The following is a 16705-nucleotide window of genomic DNA, read 5'->3' as shown; positions in this document are numbered from 1 at the left end:
GAAGCCGACATCCCTCCACGCTACAACTCATGAGTTCTAATAAACAAGAAGTTCATATACAAGTTTTCGAGCAAGATCCGCGCGCCCCTGCGGCAGGGAGCGAGCCGGTGGACCTCTTCGGGCAGCAGTCTCGGAACCAGCCCGGCAAAACAGCGAGCTCGGGCCGGATCGGCAGCGCAGGGGGAAGGACTGCTCCGCCGGCCGCACACCGGAAGTCGGGATCCGGGCCCGATCCCCTGGTCCAGTGCGATGGAATGACTGCCCATGAGGCATCGCAATCTCAGGGACACAGGGCGCCGGCACTTACGCCTGCTCCGCCGCTACCGGGTCGCCGTCGGGCTGGCCGTCGGCGGCATTGCTGTCCTCGCAGCCGTGCTGCTGTGGGTGTTGGGGCCGGTGTCGTGGTTGGTGGCCGGGGACACTGTCCGTGCCCTTCACGGCAAAGACCGGGCAGATGCCCTGAACGCGGTGCGCCAGACGGTTCTGGCGGCAGTGGGCGGAGTAGCGGTCCTGATCGGATCGGCCTACACCGCCCGCGCCTATCACTTGTCCCGGCGTGGGCAGGTGACCGACAGGTTCGGCACGGCCATCGCCAAGCTGGCTTCGGACAAGCTCACCGAACGCCTCGGAGCCGTCTACGCGCTCGAACACGTCATGGCGGAGTCGCCCCAGGACCACACGACCGTGGTCGCAGTCCTGTCCGCCTTCATCCGCGAAAGCACCCGCAACCCGTCCCTTGTCCCCGATCTCACCGACCCGGGGATACCACGGCGCCAGGGACCGCTTCCCACTCGCGGGACCCAGCCACCCGCAGACGTCCAAGCAGCGATGGATGCGCTGGCCCGGCGCCCCGACAGGGAGGAAGCCCGCCGCGTCGACCTGCGGCACGCCGAGCTGGTCGGACTGTCCTTGCGCAGCTTCGAATTCGATGCCCCGCCCCGTCTCAATGGGGTGTTCCTGACCTGGGCGAACCTCTGCCACGCAGATCTGCGGGGCACCGATCTCAGCGGCGCCCTTCTCAACGGCGCCGATCTACGGCACGCGTGGCTCGGGGACACGCGCCTCAATCGCACCCGCCTTGACAATGCAGACCTGAGGGATGCGTATTTCGCCGGGACGAACCTGCTCGGCGTATACCTCGAAGGTGCAGATCTCAGGGACACCGACCTGACCGCGGGCCAGCTTGCCGGAGCTGTGATCGATGAAACCACCCGGCTGCCCCCGGCCCTCGCCGATGACCCATGGGTTGTGGCCCGCCTCGCGGACTGCCGCAGCTGGCGCGACCAGCACGACGGACCAGCACCACCTCCGCCGCCAACACCGGCCGTGGAATGACCGGTTCCAGGGCGCGCGGCGGCCAAGAGATCAACGGCTCAGCTGCTCACGGCAGGCGCGGACGACCGACGGGTCGAGGCGGATGCCCTGCGCCCACGCGCAGACGGCACCGGGGTCGTACTCAGGGCGGGGATGGGGGTGGGCCCGGTGAGGGGGTGCGGGCGTGGAGTGCCGGGCCGTGCTCGGGTCCCGGTTGCCCCGGTCGCGGTGGGCGGGAGCGGCCGCAGGCTGCGGCTGGTCGTGACCCGGTTGGTCCGCCGTCCCTACGCTGCTGTCCGGTGCCGGTGCCGGAGTGGTGGCGGGGGATGGGCCGTAGGCAGGGGCCAGTGTCTCGCGGGCGGGCGGCTGTACGGGGTCGGGCCAGAGGGACCTCGGGGCCACGGTGGTGAGGCGGGCGCCCTGGGGCATGAACTCCCCGCCGTGCGGCACGGTCTTGTGAGCGACGGTGACGCAGCCCGTGGCGAGCAGGACGACGCCCACCGCAAACAGCAGGCGAAGCCGGTGTGTCGAGCGCATCAGGGGCCGGTGGGGGCGAGCTGCTCCTTGGCGGTGGAGATCAGGTCGCGGTTGACCCAGCCGTCCACCCCGGAGTTCTTCATCGTGATGTGTGCCCAGGTGACATCGCGGGTGTAGCCGTGGAAGCGGCACGTCTGGTCGCGGTAGCCGATCCCGGCCCTCGCCGCGTTCTTCGACGGGGCCTGGCGGATGACGGCGGCGTCGGTGTTGATCCGGCAGGGCTCCTCACCCGTGACCGCCGCCGCGCCCGCAGGCCAGGCGGCGAGGACGGCAAGCACGCCGATCCCCGCGGTCAGTGTCCTGGTCCCTGCGCGCATCAGTACCCCTCCATAGATCTTCCACATGGAGTGATCTTCGTAGCGAGGATGGCAGGCCGAAGTCGAGCTGAACAGAGGCCGGTTCACTCTGGCGGGGGAGAACGGTGATCATCGCACCGGGCGGCGCCGCCGCGATCACGGTGGCGATGATCAGCAGGTACGGACGCCACTCGGTGATCAACACGGCCCAACCGGCGCCGGTCCGATCACGCCACGTCTCCTGTGACCATGCCGGTGCGCTGTGACCAGGATTTGACGACCTCATACCGGCCGTCGGCAGACTCTTCGGCCAGGCGGATCACGGTTTCGCCGGAGCCGTAGAGACCGACCTCGCCGAGGAACTTGCCTTCGGCCACCTGCCGGTCATTCCAATAGCCCTCCGTGCTGGGGCCTTCGGGTCGGAACTGGGTGGTCACGCGAAATCTTCCAGGGTTCATGGCCCGAGAGCCTGCCATGCGAAGGGAAAGCGCCGGTCCACGAAATCCTGGGCCACCGCGCCCCGGGGACTCCCGCAGGGCGTGTGCGCCCTGTCCCCGCCGCCTCCGTCTATCTGCGGAAGCGGCCGGAGATCGGCACCAGCGTGAAGGCCATGCGGAACGGGCTTGGCTGCCAGAGGGATCAGCGGTGTTGTCAGTGGGCCAGCGGCACGGGCGCGGTCTTCGTGCCAGGTGGGCGGACGGCGCAGGGCGCGGACGGCATCACTGAAGGAGACGTGGTTCTCGCCGGTGGCTTGGACGTGCCACAGGTTGTCGGTGTCGCGGATGTGGAGGGTGCCGAGGTAGTCGTCGAGTCTGTAGCGGCCGGGGGTGTAGAGGCCCCAGGTGGGGAGAGTGGCGTTGGGGTCACGTACGCATTCGACGGGGAGGGCGTCGATGGTCGTGGTGAAGATGTCGCTCCAGGTCCGTGGGTTAGATGAGAGCGCAGCGGCACCGCGCGAGGACGGAGCAGCCGACAGGCGATGGGGGTTCATCTGTGGTCTTCCTGCGCGGGGGGCGGGCGGCGTGTGCGGCGTTCTGGTGGGCCCCCGTCGAGGAGTTGGGCCAGCAGGGGTGCGTGGGGGGTGAGCGTGGCGCGGAGCTCGGGCAGCGGGAGGGCTTCGTGGCGCAGGACGAGCCCGTCGGTGAGCATCTGTGCCGCGGTGCGAGCGAGATGTGGCGGGAGCCAGGCAGCCGCTGCGGCTGCCTGGTCGACCGGGGCGGGTGGGTGGGGGCGTGGTTTCCGGGTGAGGAGGGCCTGGTAGAGGCCGGTGGCCGGGAGTAGTGGGGGGAGCCCGATGGCGGTTGCGCGGGCGCTGGCTTTCTGGGCGCAGTGCAGGCCTTCGAGGTCGAGGTCTGCGTAGAGCAGCAGGGTGTCAACGGGGTGATCGCGTTCGCGGAAGGAGGTCAGGGCCGTGGGGAGGGAGGCGATGAGGTGGTCGCCTTCGCCGAAGCCGAGCCAGCCGACCTGGCTGCGGTCGGGCCAGGTACCGAGGATGTCGCGCAGGCTGGTGAACGCGGCGGTGTTCTCCACGATGAGGAGCCAGGGTGCGGGCCCGAGTTCGTACATCGCCAGCGGGGCGGGTGTGGGCCTGGCCCGCAGGTGTGTGGTGACGTCGAGGAGGCCCTTGGTGACGAGGTGGTGGCGTTCGATGTTCTTGAGGCGTTTCTCGTCGCCGTACAGCTGATAGGAGCGGTCGGCGAGCGGAACGATTTCGGCGTCCGGCTGGTCGCGCAGCAGCGTGCTGATGGGGCCGAGCAGCGTGTGGTCGGCCGCCGACAGGCGCTGGCTTGTGACCGGGTCGAGTTGGGCGACGTACACCTGCGGGTCCGACGGCCGACGCCGGGTGTTGCCTGCCGGTGGGCGTTGGACCCAGCGGGGGAGCGGGGGATGAGCGCTGTAGTCCCAGCCGCTCTTGCCCTTGGGCAGCATGGCCAGGCCGCGCTGTTCCAGGGAGTGGGCGGCGTCGGCGAGGATACGGCGCCGCCGTGGCGAGGCGGGCAGACTGGAGTCGCCCGCCTCGGCGGCGCCCGCCAGCGCGTCGAAGTCGACGCGCTGGCGGGCATGCTGCGCGAGGCACGCGGCCATGTGGGCAGCGGCGGTCACCCGGCCTCCTGCTCGGCGGCCTCGCCGCCCTGGCTGGGTTTGGGGGACAGCACGACGCGGCGCAGAAGGTGCGCGGCGGCGATGCCGTCGTCCTGGGCGCGGGCGACCCCGTCCGCGACGGCGTCACCGTACCGGTCGAGGATCTGGACGTAGCGGCGCTTGGTGCGCAGATCCATGCCGTTGCGCATGCGGATGATGAGGGGGAACCGGCCCAGCGCGGGAAGGTCGTTGGAGCCGGTGGTGTAGATGAGCTGAATGCCGTGGGCGGCGGCGACGCGGCGCTGCAGGTCGACGAACGGCCCGTAGTTGGCTTTCCCGAAGGGGTTGTCCAGGACCAGCGTGCCGACCCCGCCGCAGGTTCGCCGGTCGCGCTGGGCGGCCCGCATCCGGGCGAGTGTGCAGTACAGCAGGACGGACACGGTCAGCAGTTCGCCGCCGCTGAACTTCTGGATCTCGGTCACGGATTCACGTTCGACGACATCCAGGCTCTGGGTCGGCTTGATGATTTTCGCGACGACGTTGCCACGGCCGCCGAGTGCGGCCAGGACAAGCCGCTTGGCCAGGGGCAGCGCGTCGGGCAGGGCGCTGGCCCGGCCGGCGGCAGTGGCGGGCAGGACGGTGATGAGACGGTCGACCTCGGCGGACAGCCGTCGGGCCAGCTCGCTGCCGCGGGCGCGCTGGCGCAGCTCCAGGGACAGGAACCGCTGGTCGGACCAACTGCCGAGATTCTGGGGCAGACGGGAATGACGGGCAACCTCTTCCACGCTGTCCAGGACCGCTTCGACTGTGCTGGCGCAGGCATCCACGACCCGGGCCTGGTCTTCGGCGGACTCGGCGAGCAGCCCGATGACTTGCTGTTCGCGCTCCTCGATGTCTTCCAGGAGCCCGGCGAGCCGGGTGGGGGCGGTGAGGTCGTGCTGAAGGCGTTCGCGCAGCCGTCCGTCGACGACGGGAACGTATTCGGGCTGAACGGCGAGCTGTTCCACCTTGCGCACGTCCTTGTGCAGGGTGCTGCGGGAGCGTTCGAGGGCGCGGTGGGCCTGGTCGACCGCGTGGACGAGAGTGTCCTTGAGCTGCTCGGCGGCTGGTGGCTCCAGGGATGGTGCGGTCGCCGGGGACAGGCCGTGCTGTTCGAGCAGGACCGCATCGGCGGTCATTTCTGCAGTGTCTTCGGGGCTCTCGCCGGGGGCTTGATGCTCCCCTGCAGCCTTGAGGGCGGTGGCCGACTGGCGGAACTGAGCGGCATGACTGGCCGCCTGGTCGGCACGGCGGTGGGTCTTCTCGGCATCCAGGAGCCGCACCTGGGCCAGGCCGAGGTCCTCCTCCAACAGCTGTTCGGCTGCTTGCAGTTCCTCCTGCGCCTCTTGGGTTGTGGGGAACGTGAGCTGTTTGGCGCCGGGGATGTCATCGAGCGCGGCGGCCGCTGTTTCGTGTGCGCCGACGGCCTGCCGCAGCAACAGCTCCGCGTGTGCCTCGGCCCGTGCCGCGTCCTGGCGGACTTGTTCTGCGGCCGCGAGGCGTGTGGTGAGGCGCTCGGTATCCATCGTCGCGCCCTCGGTGACGAGCTCGGCGGCTCGCGCGCGTGCTGCGGCTCCGCTCTCGGCCAGTTTCTCGTTGAGGCTCTCGATGGTCGTCTCTGCGGCGGTGAGCCGCTGTTGGAGGGCAGTGTCGCTGATACCGGCTACCCAGTCTTGGCGGGTCTGTACCCAGCGCTCACGGAGTGCCTGCACGCTGCCGTCCGGCAAGGTGGCGGGTCGTCTGGAGCTCAGGGCTTCGGCGGAGAGCTCCTGCCGGATCTCATCCGCCCAGCTGGTCCAGCGGTTCTTGCGTTCTTCGCCGTGGCGCAGCGCAGCTTGTGCCGCCCGGTGCTCTTTCTGGGCCTTGTTCCATCGGTCTTTGAAATCCTGGGCGGCGCTGCGGTGTTCTCGGCCTTCGGTACGGGCTTGCTGCGCCTGTGCCGTACAGCGCTCGACTGCGTGGGCCGCCTCCACCAGTGACTGGGCCTTGGGGAGTGTGGCGGTGAGTGCCATCAGCGCGTTGGTGTGCTGCTTCAGCCGGTGCTCTGCTCCGCGGCCGGCGTCCTCGGCTTCCGCGGCCTGGCGGATCAGCCCGCTCGTGCGCTCGGTCAGCGTGTTCACTTCGTCGTCGAGTCGGCCGAGGAGTTCCGCCAGCTCAGCCTGTGCCCGTGGGCCGAACGCTTCCAGTTGGTCGTGCAGCCGCCCGCTGAGGCTGCGGTCGTCTTCCCTGCGCTGTGCGATGGCCGCACAGCGCTCTTCCAGGGTGTCCAAGCGGGTGGTGACGCGCTGCAGTTCCTCTTCGCCGGCTTCGGCGTTGAGCACCGAGCGGCGCATGGGCAGGACCGCGATGTCGCCTGGGGGCTGGGACAGCAGAGCGCGGGCCTGGACGTCGGCGGCGACGGTGATCACCGTGGGCAGTGCGACGTCGGCCTGCCGGGCCAGGGCTGCGAGGTCCCCGCCGGGGACGGGTCCGCAGATGACCACTCCGGCGATCAGATGAGGGATGGCCGCCATCACGGCGTCGTGCTGGTGGGCGGGTACCGTCTCGCGCAGGAACCGCATCCCGGCGACCGCGTTGGCCCCGCGACGTCGCAGCGCGGCCACGGCCTGCTCGACCTCGCGGGGCGGGGGGAAGAATCCGTCCTGTTCCAGGGCCTCGCGCAGTCGCTCGTCCTCGAACGCCTGAGCCCGCTCGGCGGCCAGCTCCGTGTCGGCGTCGGCCACTTGGTCGGCGAGCAGGGCCAGGAGGTCGGCGCCGGCTTCGTCCAGGTCCAGCTCGGCTGCCGCGTCCGCAATCCCCGCCAGTTCTCGCAGCCGCGGCTCGACAGCCAGGGCTCGGCGCTCCTGGGACAGCGTGTTCCACTTCTCCCAAACGAGGTCGTGCTGCTGTCGAACAGCATTGAGCCGCTCGGCGCACACCACCCGTTCCGCCGCGAGGGAGGACGCGCGCTCGCGAGCCGCCTTGAGCTGGGACTGGGCCTGTTCCACCTGCCCCTGGGCTGCCGCCTTCTCGCGGGTGAGCCTGTCCAGGGCCTCGGGCGGCTCCTCCTGCTCACCGAGGACACCGCTGCGGCGGGCAGCCGTGATCTTTGCCTGTTCTTCCTCTCGCTGTGCCTCCGCGGCCGTGGCACGGTTCTCGGCACGTCCGGCCGCGGCCGTTTCCTCCTCGTGCCCCTGCTCACCCGCTTGAGCCCGCATGCCGGCTTCCTCGGCGTCGGCACGGGCCTGCTCCATCTCATCGGCGAGCCGGATGAAGCTGTCTTCGAGCCGGGCATACAAGGCGGCGCCGGCCCCTTCCACGGCCTTCCGCAACGGGGCTTGTTCGCTCTGCACCCGGAGCAGCAGCTGTTTGATCTCGCGGCGCTGGTGCTCCTGGTCAGCCAGATTCAGGAGCACGGGAACCGCCTTCCAGGCCGCGGCCTCCCGCTCCGCGTCACCCGCCGCCTCCCGCTGCGCGGCGTGCTCACGCTCGCGGTCCCCCCTCCGTAGCAGCTCGGTCGCCTCCCGCACCACGGCCACGCGGTGGCGGCGTTCGCTGACCCGGTTCTCAGCCTGTTGAGCCTCGCGCGCAATGGCCTCGGCTTCCTGCCGCAGGGCGCCCGCCTGCTGTTCCTGACGTCCGGCCTGGGCCAGGACGTGCTCGCCTGCCCGCCGGGCGAGCCGGGCTTGCTGATAGAGCGCCTGCTCAGCGGAGGCGACCTCGGCCGAGGCTTTCTGTACCGGCCGCAGCAGCAAGAGGGCCTGCGCCAGGAAGCGTTCCTCCAGTTCCCGCGCGGGCCGTGCAGCCAGTTTGTCGGCATGCTTGGACAGCGCCTCACGCGCCGCAGTGGGCGCGCCCGTGTCGACCACCATGTCGATGAGGAAGTCGATGAACTCCTCGGCGGTACGGAACTTGAACAGGTCGGTGATGCCGCCCTCTTCCTGGTTCATGGCCTTCTGGATCTTGAGGACCTGAGGGTCGAGGCCATGGTTGTCCAGCTGCTCTTCCCATTCGAACTGCTCATCCACCACAGCCAGCTGAAGGCGGCGTTCCGCCTTGTTGGCCGCCTGCAGCTCCTTGACGTACGTGCTCATGGTGAGCTGGCCGTCCTTGGTGCGTACGGGCAGGGAGTCCAGTTCCGTCCCGCCGGGCTGGGGCCGCAGCAGGTACCAGCGGCGCTCCAGCCGCTCCCAGCCACTGCTCACGTCCGCCGGACGCTGCCGGTCGCGCCACTGGTAGACGCCCCCGGTGAGCAGGACCGCACCGGATGCGGGCCGTTCGGAGTCGCCCCACTCGGCGATCACGTGGGAGACCTGCCCGTCGGGGATGTACTCGGCGAGCGACTTGGTCTTGGCCGCCCCGATGAAGTCCCTCTTGGCCGGCAGCAGCAGGCTGAACAGGAGCGACAGCAGGCTCGACTTGCCGCCGCCGTTGCGCAGCCACAGGATCACGTCGACCGGCTGCAAGGGACGGCCATCGAGGAAGCTCGGTCCGCCGGTCAGATCCAGCACCAGAGACTTGAAGCCGGCCGCGCGGTGGCCGATGTTCTCCAGCCGGAAACGTCGGAGTTGAAGCATGAGTCAGTCCTCCTCAGCGAGGTGAGCGCGGCGCAGGTCGCACAGCGCGGTGTAGGCCGCCGAGGCGGCCGCTTCGCGTACGTGGACGCGGAAGCGGTGGGCGAGCCGGTAGTGTCCCGGCCCGAGTTCGTCGGCGCGGTAGGCCATGCCCTGATCCACCAGCCAGTCCAACGCTTCCTTGATCACCCGCTGGGTGCTGGACTGCGACAGCTGCCGTGTCGGTGTCAACCGGGAGGGCGGAAGCTTGGAGTACAGCTGCCACGCAGCCTGGAGACCGGGGTGGGACACGGCCAGGCCGTCCCCGTCCACGGCCGCCTCGCGGAGCTTGTCGGTGAGCCGTCGCAGGAAGTCATCGACGTCTGCGAGGGAGATCCGCTTGACGCTCTCGTCTTCGAGGTCCGCCGCCGTGGGGTAGGCGCGCGCGGCGACGGCGACGTGAGCGAGACCAAGCACGAGACGGTCATTGACGCCCAGCTTGGGATTGTCCTTGAGGCGGTAGGACAGCCAGGACCCCTCCCTGGGGAGCAGGATCAGCCCTTCGACCGGGTGCGCCTCCTTCACGTCCAGGTCCAAGCCCTCGGCGGCCGCGTCCACCGCGTCGCGGAATGGCCCGTCCATCCGATAGCGGTTCAGCAGCGCCCGGTACTGCGGGAACTGGAGCGGCCGAAGCCGCGGCTGGCAGCCGAACCTCACCAGTACGGAGGCGTCCACCAGGTCGGTGAGGGAGTAGATGCACGTGCTCGTGGTCATACCAAGACCTCCATGCCGTCGTCGGCGTAGGTGGGATCGGGGATCAGCGGGTTTGCCGGGACGAGCAGCAGGTCGCTTCCGGCGAGCGGGCCGAGATCGAAGAGGGTGCCGTCGTCGAGGACCACCAGGTGCTCGTCGAGCAGGTCCGCCAGTTCGTCCACCACCTCGTCCTCCTCGCACTCCTCGGGGTCGGGGGCGTAGGCACGCAGCGCCGACACGGCCAGCAGATCGGCCGCCTCCACCGACCGCTCCAGCGCCTGCTCAAGCAGCTGGGACAGCCGGACCGGCCCACGCAGGGACTCCATCAGCACGCTGTGAGCAGCCGCGAAGTCCTCCTCGCTGTAGAAGGACACGTCACCGGCATCGTCAGCGATCAACTCGATCTCCTGCTCGGGCACCGCCTGCTGCACGTCCCGGGCCGGAGCCAGCAGCGAGTCCCACCAGTCCCGAAGCCGCGGCTGCCGGGTGATGACCGGGCCGCCGACCGCGTCGGCGAAAAGGCTCGCGATCACCTCAGCCTCCTCGATACCAAGGCGGAGAAGCGGCTGCAGCACGTCCTCCTGCACCCCCACGAGCGCGAGGCGCGGCGGAGGCCGGAAACGCTGCTCGGCCTGGGAGCGCAAGAACGCCGGACGCGCGTCGATGACCTTGGCCAACAGCTGCGTATGCCGCAGATGCGCCCGCTTCAACAGCTGCAGGACCCGCTCGCAGGTTCGCCGTACATCCGAGTCCTCCACGTCATTACGAACGCCGCGCATGTACTCCATCAGCTCGCGCTCGACCTTGTGGCGCTCACCGAGGTGCTTACGGGAGGCCTGCAGGAGCGCGGGCACGTCCTGGCTCCAGTCCACCGCCCGCATATCCCGCTCGGTCTCCTCCAACACCGTGCGCACGCGCTCGCAGTACATGAGGGAGAGCTTCAGGCTCTCCGCCGCGCTCTCTTCCGCACGTCCCCACCGGCCGCTTGCCACCTGGCGGCGCAGCATTGTGTCCTTGGCGGCCTGCTCGTCCTCGAGGTCGTGCTCCAGCCCGGACAGCAGCAGGTTGATGGCCACCGTCGTGGCCCGCAGCACGCCTTGGCCACGTCGCCCGATGCCCTCCTCCAGCATCCGCAGCGACAGGCTCACCCTCTGGTGCCCATCGCGGTAGTCGCTGTAGCAGACTTCGAACTCCTCCCCGTGCTGCGCATCGTTGAGCAGCTCACGCAAGACGAACCGGGCCACCGCCCGGTGCTCCGATGCCGCTCGTTCAGGCGCTGCGGATGCCGCCAGGGAGGCCAAGAACTCGATCACCTCCTCTGTCGTCGCCTCCGCCTCCATCTCCTGCCGACTCACCACCACTTCCAGCGCGGCCAGGGCGAGAGTGCGTGGGTCGTAGAGGTCTCGGGGGAAGCGCTGCCACGCCTGGCGCTGATCGATGCGGTGCAGCGGGGCCCCTCGCGCCAATACCGAACTGCGCCGGACGAATCCGGCCTCGGCCACCAGCGCCTGCCACTCCTCAACGCCGTCGGACATATGCGGCGCGGCGTCAAGCAGCCGGCGTTCTTCCCGGTCCAGCAGGCCCTGGACCATTGCCTCGATGTCGTCTTCCTCCGGACTGCCGAAGCCGTCGCGGGGATCCATGTGTTCTGCCATGCCAGCAGTGGATCAGCTGACACTGACAAAACATATGAAAAGCTGCTAATTCGTCACCGCTTCGGCGCGCGCCCAAACGAATGAAAGCCGGTGCTCCTGTCCCTGAAGCACTGGCGTCTACCAGCAACGAGAGCGGCACCTGATCGGCGCCGTGCACGTGGATCCGGCGTATCCGGCAACCACTCGGACCTGCCGATAGATCACCCGCCGATCGAGGTTCAGCGCCTGGAGGAGGTCACCGTGATGCCGGTGATGGAAGCCCCATCGGCCAGGCTGGCGTTGATGCGGATGGTGACGGTTTCGGACAGCAGAGCGACCTGCGTGGCCCAGGGGGGCGTCGTACACCGGACATGAAGGCGGCCTTCGGTATCCACACCCAGGGGCTCAACGTGGTCCGACAGCTCAGGTCCAAGCACGGCTGGCCATCGGACGCAGAGGTCCGCGAACCAGCCGGGGCGTGACAGCGACATCGTCTACCTCCCACGAGACTGCGCCGGAGCACCACGGTAGGTGCTGCATGGGGCGGCGGCGGGTCTTGGCGTTGAAGATCCAGATGCCGTTTCACCGCACGGTGCTCGCCATGGACGACAACAGCCTCAACATGGCTGGGTCGATGTAGCGCAGAGCAGAGCGCGGCTGGATGCCCAAGCCGCGGGTGTGCAACTCGGCCTCGGCCCGGGCGAGCGGGGCTTTGAAGCCCGCAGAGTTCTTGAGGTCTGCCACGGCGCCCAGCCTGCGACCAGACATTGATCCGCGTGCCTCTGGTGGCATAGGACACCTCGCTTTGGTGACGTACTCGCAGGTGTCCCTCGGCGAAAGGCACGGGTCCTGTCGGCACCTTGCAGGCATTGAATGGGACTGGGGCGGCGGTGTACGAGAACCCGCGCACCGCTGATCCGGGCGCACGGTTCCCTCCGAGCCGCGCCCGGGTCAGGTAGTGCGCGAAGCCCCGCCCGTCGTTCCGGCCCGCGCGGTGTGAGCCACCCCTTTTATGGAAAGCGAGACGCCCTGGCGGTGGCGGGATCCATACTGTCGCATCAAGCCACAACACGCGGTCGCTCCTGTCCCGTCTGCCGGGTCTCATGCTGCCGCTGTACATGCAGGGGCGATGAGGCCCTTGGAAGGGAGCGCCATGCTGCTGACGTCCGTGGAGGTCGAGGCGTTCCGTAACATCACGAACAAGCAGACTATGGCGGTCGATCCTGAGGTCACATGTCTGATCGGTAAGAACGAGTCAGGCAAGACGACGATCCTCAAAGCTCTGCATCGGCTGAACCCGGCCAACAACGCAGACGATTTCCACGTCACCACTGACTATCCGCGTCGGCATCTGTCCAGGGACCGGCGCTCCAAGGACCTCAGCAGGGTCGCTCCGGTGGCGGCCACGTTCGCACTGGAAGATGCAGATTTCGACGCACTCGACGAACTGGTCGGTGTGCGCCCACCGGCGGGTACCTACGTCAGGGCATCACGGCGGTATGACGGCAGCCTCGACGCTGAGGTGTACTGCGCACTCGAGGACGTCCTGAACCATGTCTTCGAAGAAGTCGGCGTCGACGACGTGGAGGACCGTGAGGCCATCGCCGGAGACCACACGACCATTGAGGCCGTGAGTGCCGCAGCGAAGGCCCAGGCAAAGGAAGTGGGCGGCGGTAAGAAGCCGGCCCGGGTCAAGGCGATCGAGCAGGTCCCGACCGAGCTGGACAAGTACAGGCAGTACGTCGGTGAGAGGCTCGACGACGAGCAGCAAGAGCAACTGATCGGGCTGCTCCCCCGGTTCTTCTACTTCTCCACCTACGAACTGCTCCCTGGCGAGTGCGACCTCCATGCGCTCACCGAACGGGCGCAGACCCACCAGTGGGAGCGCGGAGACGAGACCATGATGTCTCTGCTGCGCCTTGCCGGCGAGGGCCCCGCAGACTTCCTGGATGAGGACTACGACAGCCGCAAGGCCGAACTCCAAGCTGCGAGCCTGGACCTGAGCGATCAGGTCTTCGCATACTGGAAGCAGAACGACGCCCTCACCGTCGTCTTCGACACCGATCTGATCCCCATGCCCCTGGCCCCCGACGGTCAGCCACAGCCCCATCGCCGGCTCCTCAAGATCGAGCTACGTGACGACCGGCACGGCGGGGTGGAGACCAACTTCTCCACCCGCTCCACCGGCTTCCAGTGGTTCTTCTCCTTCCTCGCCGCGTTCAGCGCCTACCGCGACACCGATGAGCGGGTCGTGGTCCTGCTCGACGAACCGGGCACCAGCCTGCACGGCGAGGCCCAGGGCGACTTCGTCCGGTACGTCTACGGACAGCTCGGACCCAATCAACAGGTCCTCTACACCACCCACTCCCAGCACATGATCGACCCCACGCGGTACGAGACCATGCGCGCCATCCACGACCAGGCAACCCGCGACGACCCGAACCTGGGCGTGGTCATCACCTCGGTCAGCCTGTCCGCAGACCCCAAGACGATCCTGCCGGTGGAGGCGGCGCTCGGATACTCCGTGTCGCAACACCTGTTTCTCGGAGCCGGCCCCCTCCTGATCGTGGAGGGCAGCAGCGACTTCGTCTTCCTCATGCGCATGTCCGACTACCTGATCAGCAAGGGCCGAACCGGGCTCGATCCGCGACTGGCTATCATCCCGGTCGGCGGCATCGGCAATATGCCGGCCTTCGTCGCCGTCATGGGACGCCGCCTGTCCGTCCGCGCGCTCATCGACGGAGCTGAGACCACCAGGGTGACCTCCAAGGTCCTCAGCGCGGCCGAGGCCGCAAACGTCGACACCTCCCACATCACCGTCATCGGGCAACTCGAGGGGCTCCCCGAGACAGCTGACATCGAGGACCTGTTCTCCGCCAAGGACTACCTCTGGCTGTACAACAGAGCCACCGAGGTCACCGTCAATGAGCCAGATCTGATCACCACCGACAAACCCACTCCGATCCTCATGCGACTCGGGATCGCCCGCCAGAAGCAGCAGCGGCCCCGAGACTTCGACCACGTTGGACCTGCACACCAGCTCACCCGCGACAAGGACGCCTTCTTCGAGCAAGTCGACAACGAGACCCTCGACCGATTCGAGACGGTCTTCGAGAAGCTCAGGGCCTGAGTCCGCCAGTACACGGGCTCCCGGAATGATGCCCGGGGCCCGTACGTCGTCCTGCGTGGGCGGGCGTCAGCCAGTTCGCCCCGTCAGGCGACATGAAGCTTCTTGCGCCGATCGCGGGCGAGTTGTTCCCGGTAGTCCTCGACGGCCTGGCGGTAGCGGGCGATGAAATTCGGGTCGTCCAGCCGGTCAGCGAGGTCCATGTCCTCGATGGCGCGTTGCGCGTCGGAGAATGATTCGTACCCGGCGAGCATGGCATTGATTCGGTAGACGCCGTTGCGCTGTTTTTTCACGAGCCTGGCCAGTATCAGTTCGCGGAGGGCTGCGGTGACGCTGGGGCGGCTGAGACCGAGGAGGGCTGCGATCTCGTTCTGTCCCATCTCTGCCCGGCCGCCGGCCTCACTGCGCGAGCGCAGGGCGAAAAGGACACGGTACGCGGGACCTGGCAGGTCGAGGGCCGCGACGACGCCCTCTGCGTTGACGGGCGCAAACAGCAGTCCGTTGCTCATCCCTGGTCCCTTCGGTCCCTTCCGTGCGCCTCGAACTTCTCGCGGCGCTCACGGCGCTTCTCGGCCCGTTGCTGGCGCAGTTCGTCGATGGCTTCGCGCATGTGCTGCAACGACGGGTAGCGCACCAGCTCCGGCAGAGGTCCGGCACGAAGCTCCTCAAGAGCGTCTGCCTGGTCCACTTGAACATACTCGGTGCGCCCGTCGGTGCCGCGGAGAAGTTCGGCTGCGACGTAGGAGTAGGGCGGGTTGAACTGGTAGACGCCGGGGCGCTTCTTGACGAGGATCCCGTGTTCCATGATGTCTTGCAGTGCGGGGTTGACCTTCTGCCGGGGCACGTCCAGGATCGCGGCCATGTCGTCCTGGGTGAGGGGGACTTCGCCTCCTGCGCGTTGCCCGGCAATGAGCAGCAGGATCAGGCGCAGGGGAAGTGCCTCGCGGTAGTACTGCGCGATGACGAGCAGGAACTCCAGGGCCACCATGGCGAAGGCGTTCGGGCGTTCAGGGCTGGAGTAGAACTCCACCTTCTGGCGCTGACGGCCCACGGTGATGTCCCGGCCGGGGTACTGACGGGCGAGGTCGTCGAGCCCCTTGATGCTGGCCAGACGCGAGCCGAAGGCGGCCAGTGGATCAGGCTTCAGGGCAGGGTCGGCAGGCTTCGGGACACGGCGGCGGCGCTGCGACTCAGGCACGGGACGTTCTCCATATTTCAAGATCCCTGACGAGCAGCAACGTAGCAGAAGGTCAGCACTCCTGACCTTCAAGTCGGCATTTCTGACTTCTGGCGCGTCGTGTGTCACCCCTGGAGTGACACACGACCGGCCCGGTCGTTCGACAAGTGGCAGTCGTCCAGCGGGAAGCCGACCCGGTCCGAGCGCATCAGTGAATGAGGGCCTCTGGGATGCCAACTAGTCAGGATTCCTGACATAACCGCGTGTCCAGGCGTCAGGATTTCTGACTTTTTGTTCCTCCTCTGTCTACTCAGGAGGGACAGTCCAAGCCCTCAATGTCCCTCCTGAGTAGACACCCAAACCTCATTCGCAACGCTGTGACCAGCAAAAACGCAAGTCTTCCCCAATCTCATAGTTGCCACCCGGCGGAGGCATCCGGGAGCATCACGCCACGGCGGTGAACCTGCGTGTCGGTGGGGGTGCTGCGCTGGGCTGGGTTGGTGTGGGCGTCGGGCCGGTGGCCCGCCGCGTGGTGGGTGGTTTGTGGTGCGCTCGGTCGGGGGCCTCGCGCGGGTTGGGGTGGTGTGGCGGCCTGTGTGGCCGTCTGCGGGCTTGGGGTCCATCCAGGCCAGGGCTCCCGGGTCGGCTCTTCGGTCGGGTCTCTGGCGGGGCTCTGTGTTCTTCGGCTCGCTGGGTTGTTTTGAGGTTTCGTCAGGATTCCTCGTGTGGCGTGGTGTTGGGTGCGGGTGGGTATTCTGTTTTCCGGGCGTGCCGATTGCTGACGGGTTTCCTTGTCTCGGTTTTTCGTGCGGCTCTCGTCTCGGGTTCGCTAAGTGGCGTGGAGTGTGGTTGGGGTAGTGCTCGAAATTCCCCAAAGCTACATGCTGTTTTCGATGTGATGCACCAGCCGATCTGTTTCGCAGCCAGCCTGGCCCGCGTAGCGGGCTGTTCTGGTTCTGGAGGCGGAGCCGGAAGGGCCGTGCGGGGCTGCGGAGCTGGCCCGCTGTCAGGCCGCGCAGCGGCCGTCTGTCTCTTCTGTGGTGGTGGGGAGCTGCCACCACAAGTCCGTAGCGGAGCGCAGGACTTGACGGCCCCTTTGGGGGCCGGTGCCCGCGAAGCGGGCACAACTCCGTTGCGGAGCAACGGAGTTCGAGCCGCGCGGAGCGCGGCTCTTCACTGCATCGCGCGCAGCGCGATGGAACCCGCTCCGCGGG

The 16705-nt window shown here is 68.1% G+C and carries 13 protein-coding genes; 2 read left to right on the top strand and 11 right to left on the bottom strand.

Annotated features, from left to right (window positions below; translation table 11 throughout):
* The first annotated feature begins 264 nt into the window (after positions 1-264).
* On the top strand, positions 265-1335 hold the full coding sequence (locus ABD346_RS00060) for a pentapeptide repeat-containing protein (RefSeq protein WP_344370329.1): 1071 nt from the start codon (positions 265-267) through the stop codon (positions 1333-1335).
* 30 nt (positions 1336-1365) lie between these two features.
* Here the strand turns inward: ABD346_RS00060 and ABD346_RS00055 are convergent, their stop codons facing one another.
* From ABD346_RS00055 to ABD346_RS00020, 9 genes are all read right to left on the bottom strand, one after another.
* Positions 1366-1851 carry a hypothetical protein gene (locus ABD346_RS00055; protein WP_344370327.1) on the bottom strand — a complete coding sequence of 162 codons (486 nt, stop codon included), beginning with the start codon at positions 1849-1851 and terminating at the stop codon, positions 1366-1368.
* Positions 1851-2168: a hypothetical protein gene (locus tag ABD346_RS00050; RefSeq protein ID WP_344370326.1), complete on the bottom strand. Its 318-nt coding sequence runs from the start codon at positions 2166-2168 to the stop codon at positions 1851-1853. The genes ABD346_RS00055 and ABD346_RS00050 overlap by 1 nt, the downstream gene beginning before the upstream one ends.
* 206 nt (positions 2169-2374) lie before the next feature.
* On the bottom strand, positions 2375-2584 hold the full coding sequence (locus tag ABD346_RS00045) for a hypothetical protein (protein ID WP_344370324.1): 210 nt from the start codon (positions 2582-2584) through the stop codon (positions 2375-2377).
* Positions 2585-3134: 550 nt separating this feature from the next.
* Positions 3135-4250: a hypothetical protein gene (locus tag ABD346_RS00040; protein WP_344370323.1), complete on the bottom strand. Its 1116-nt coding sequence runs from the start codon at positions 4248-4250 to the stop codon at positions 3135-3137.
* Complete coding sequence (locus ABD346_RS00035; protein ID WP_344370321.1) at positions 4247-8824, bottom strand: coiled-coil domain-containing protein; 4578 nt, start codon at positions 8822-8824, stop codon at positions 4247-4249. The genes ABD346_RS00040 and ABD346_RS00035 overlap by 4 nt, the downstream gene beginning before the upstream one ends.
* Before the next feature lie 3 nt (positions 8825-8827).
* The gene (locus ABD346_RS00030; RefSeq protein WP_344370319.1) at positions 8828-9574 is read right to left on the bottom strand and encodes a hypothetical protein; all 747 of its coding nucleotides are present in this window, start codon (positions 9572-9574) and stop codon (positions 8828-8830) included.
* Positions 9571-11196, bottom strand: a complete 1626-nt coding sequence (locus tag ABD346_RS00025) for a hypothetical protein (protein WP_344370317.1) — start codon at positions 11194-11196, stop codon at positions 9571-9573. Before ABD346_RS00025 ends, ABD346_RS00030 begins: the two co-directional genes overlap by 4 nt.
* A gap of 230 nt (positions 11197-11426) precedes the next feature.
* Entirely contained in the window at positions 11427-11678 is a 252-nt protein-coding gene (locus ABD346_RS38560) for a DciA family protein (RefSeq protein WP_381225412.1), read from the bottom strand.
* Positions 11679-11769: 91 nt separating this feature from the next.
* Positions 11770-11931: a hypothetical protein gene (locus ABD346_RS00020; RefSeq protein ID WP_344370316.1), complete on the bottom strand. Its 162-nt coding sequence runs from the start codon at positions 11929-11931 to the stop codon at positions 11770-11772.
* 409 nt (positions 11932-12340) lie between these two features.
* Here ABD346_RS00020 and ABD346_RS00015 point away from each other — a divergent pair, with 409 nt between their 5' ends.
* A complete protein-coding gene (locus ABD346_RS00015) occupies positions 12341-14317 on the top strand; it encodes an AAA family ATPase (RefSeq protein ID WP_344370314.1) in 1977 nt (658 codons plus the stop codon).
* An 83-nt stretch (positions 14318-14400) separates the two neighbouring features.
* Here the strand turns inward: ABD346_RS00015 and ABD346_RS00010 are convergent, their stop codons facing one another.
* Both ABD346_RS00010 and ABD346_RS00005 read right to left on the bottom strand, forming a co-directional pair.
* Complete coding sequence (locus ABD346_RS00010) at positions 14401-14823, bottom strand: MarR family transcriptional regulator (RefSeq protein ID WP_344370313.1); 423 nt, start codon at positions 14821-14823, stop codon at positions 14401-14403.
* Positions 14820-15512 (bottom strand): hypothetical protein, encoded by a 693-nt coding sequence (locus ABD346_RS00005; RefSeq protein WP_344370311.1) that lies wholly within the window; start codon positions 15510-15512, stop codon positions 14820-14822. Before ABD346_RS00005 ends, ABD346_RS00010 begins: the two co-directional genes overlap by 4 nt.
* Positions 15513-16705 lie beyond the last annotated feature (1193 nt).

Origin of the sequence: Streptomyces mauvecolor (assembly GCF_039532965.1) — a bacterium.
GTDB lineage: Bacteria > Actinomycetota > Actinomycetes > Streptomycetales > Streptomycetaceae > Streptomyces > Streptomyces violascens.
The sequence above is the reverse complement of the archived record's forward strand: the minus strand, read 5'-3'. Positions and strand labels throughout refer to the sequence as shown.

Coding starts and splice junctions, on each gene's coding strand:
- ABD346_RS00030 (WP_344370319.1), bottom strand. CDS start 9,574: ATGACCACGAGCACGTGCATCTACTCCCTCACCGACCTGGTGGACGCC.
- ABD346_RS38560 (WP_381225412.1), bottom strand. CDS start 11,678: ATGTCGCTGTCACGCCCCGGCTGGTTCGCGGACCTCTGCGTCCGATGG.
- ABD346_RS00025 (WP_344370317.1), bottom strand. CDS start 11,196: ATGGATCCCCGCGACGGCTTCGGCAGTCCGGAGGAAGACGACATCGAG.
- ABD346_RS00055 (WP_344370327.1), bottom strand. CDS start 1,851: ATGCGCTCGACACACCGGCTTCGCCTGCTGTTTGCGGTGGGCGTCGTC.
- ABD346_RS00060 (WP_344370329.1), top strand. CDS start 265: ATGAGGCATCGCAATCTCAGGGACACAGGGCGCCGGCACTTACGCCTG.
- ABD346_RS00015 (WP_344370314.1), top strand. CDS start 12,341: ATGCTGCTGACGTCCGTGGAGGTCGAGGCGTTCCGTAACATCACGAAC.
- ABD346_RS00035 (WP_344370321.1), bottom strand. CDS start 8,824: ATGCTTCAACTCCGACGTTTCCGGCTGGAGAACATCGGCCACCGCGCG.
- ABD346_RS00050 (WP_344370326.1), bottom strand. CDS start 2,168: ATGCGCGCAGGGACCAGGACACTGACCGCGGGGATCGGCGTGCTTGCC.
- ABD346_RS00010 (WP_344370313.1), bottom strand. CDS start 14,823: ATGAGCAACGGACTGCTGTTTGCGCCCGTCAACGCAGAGGGCGTCGTC.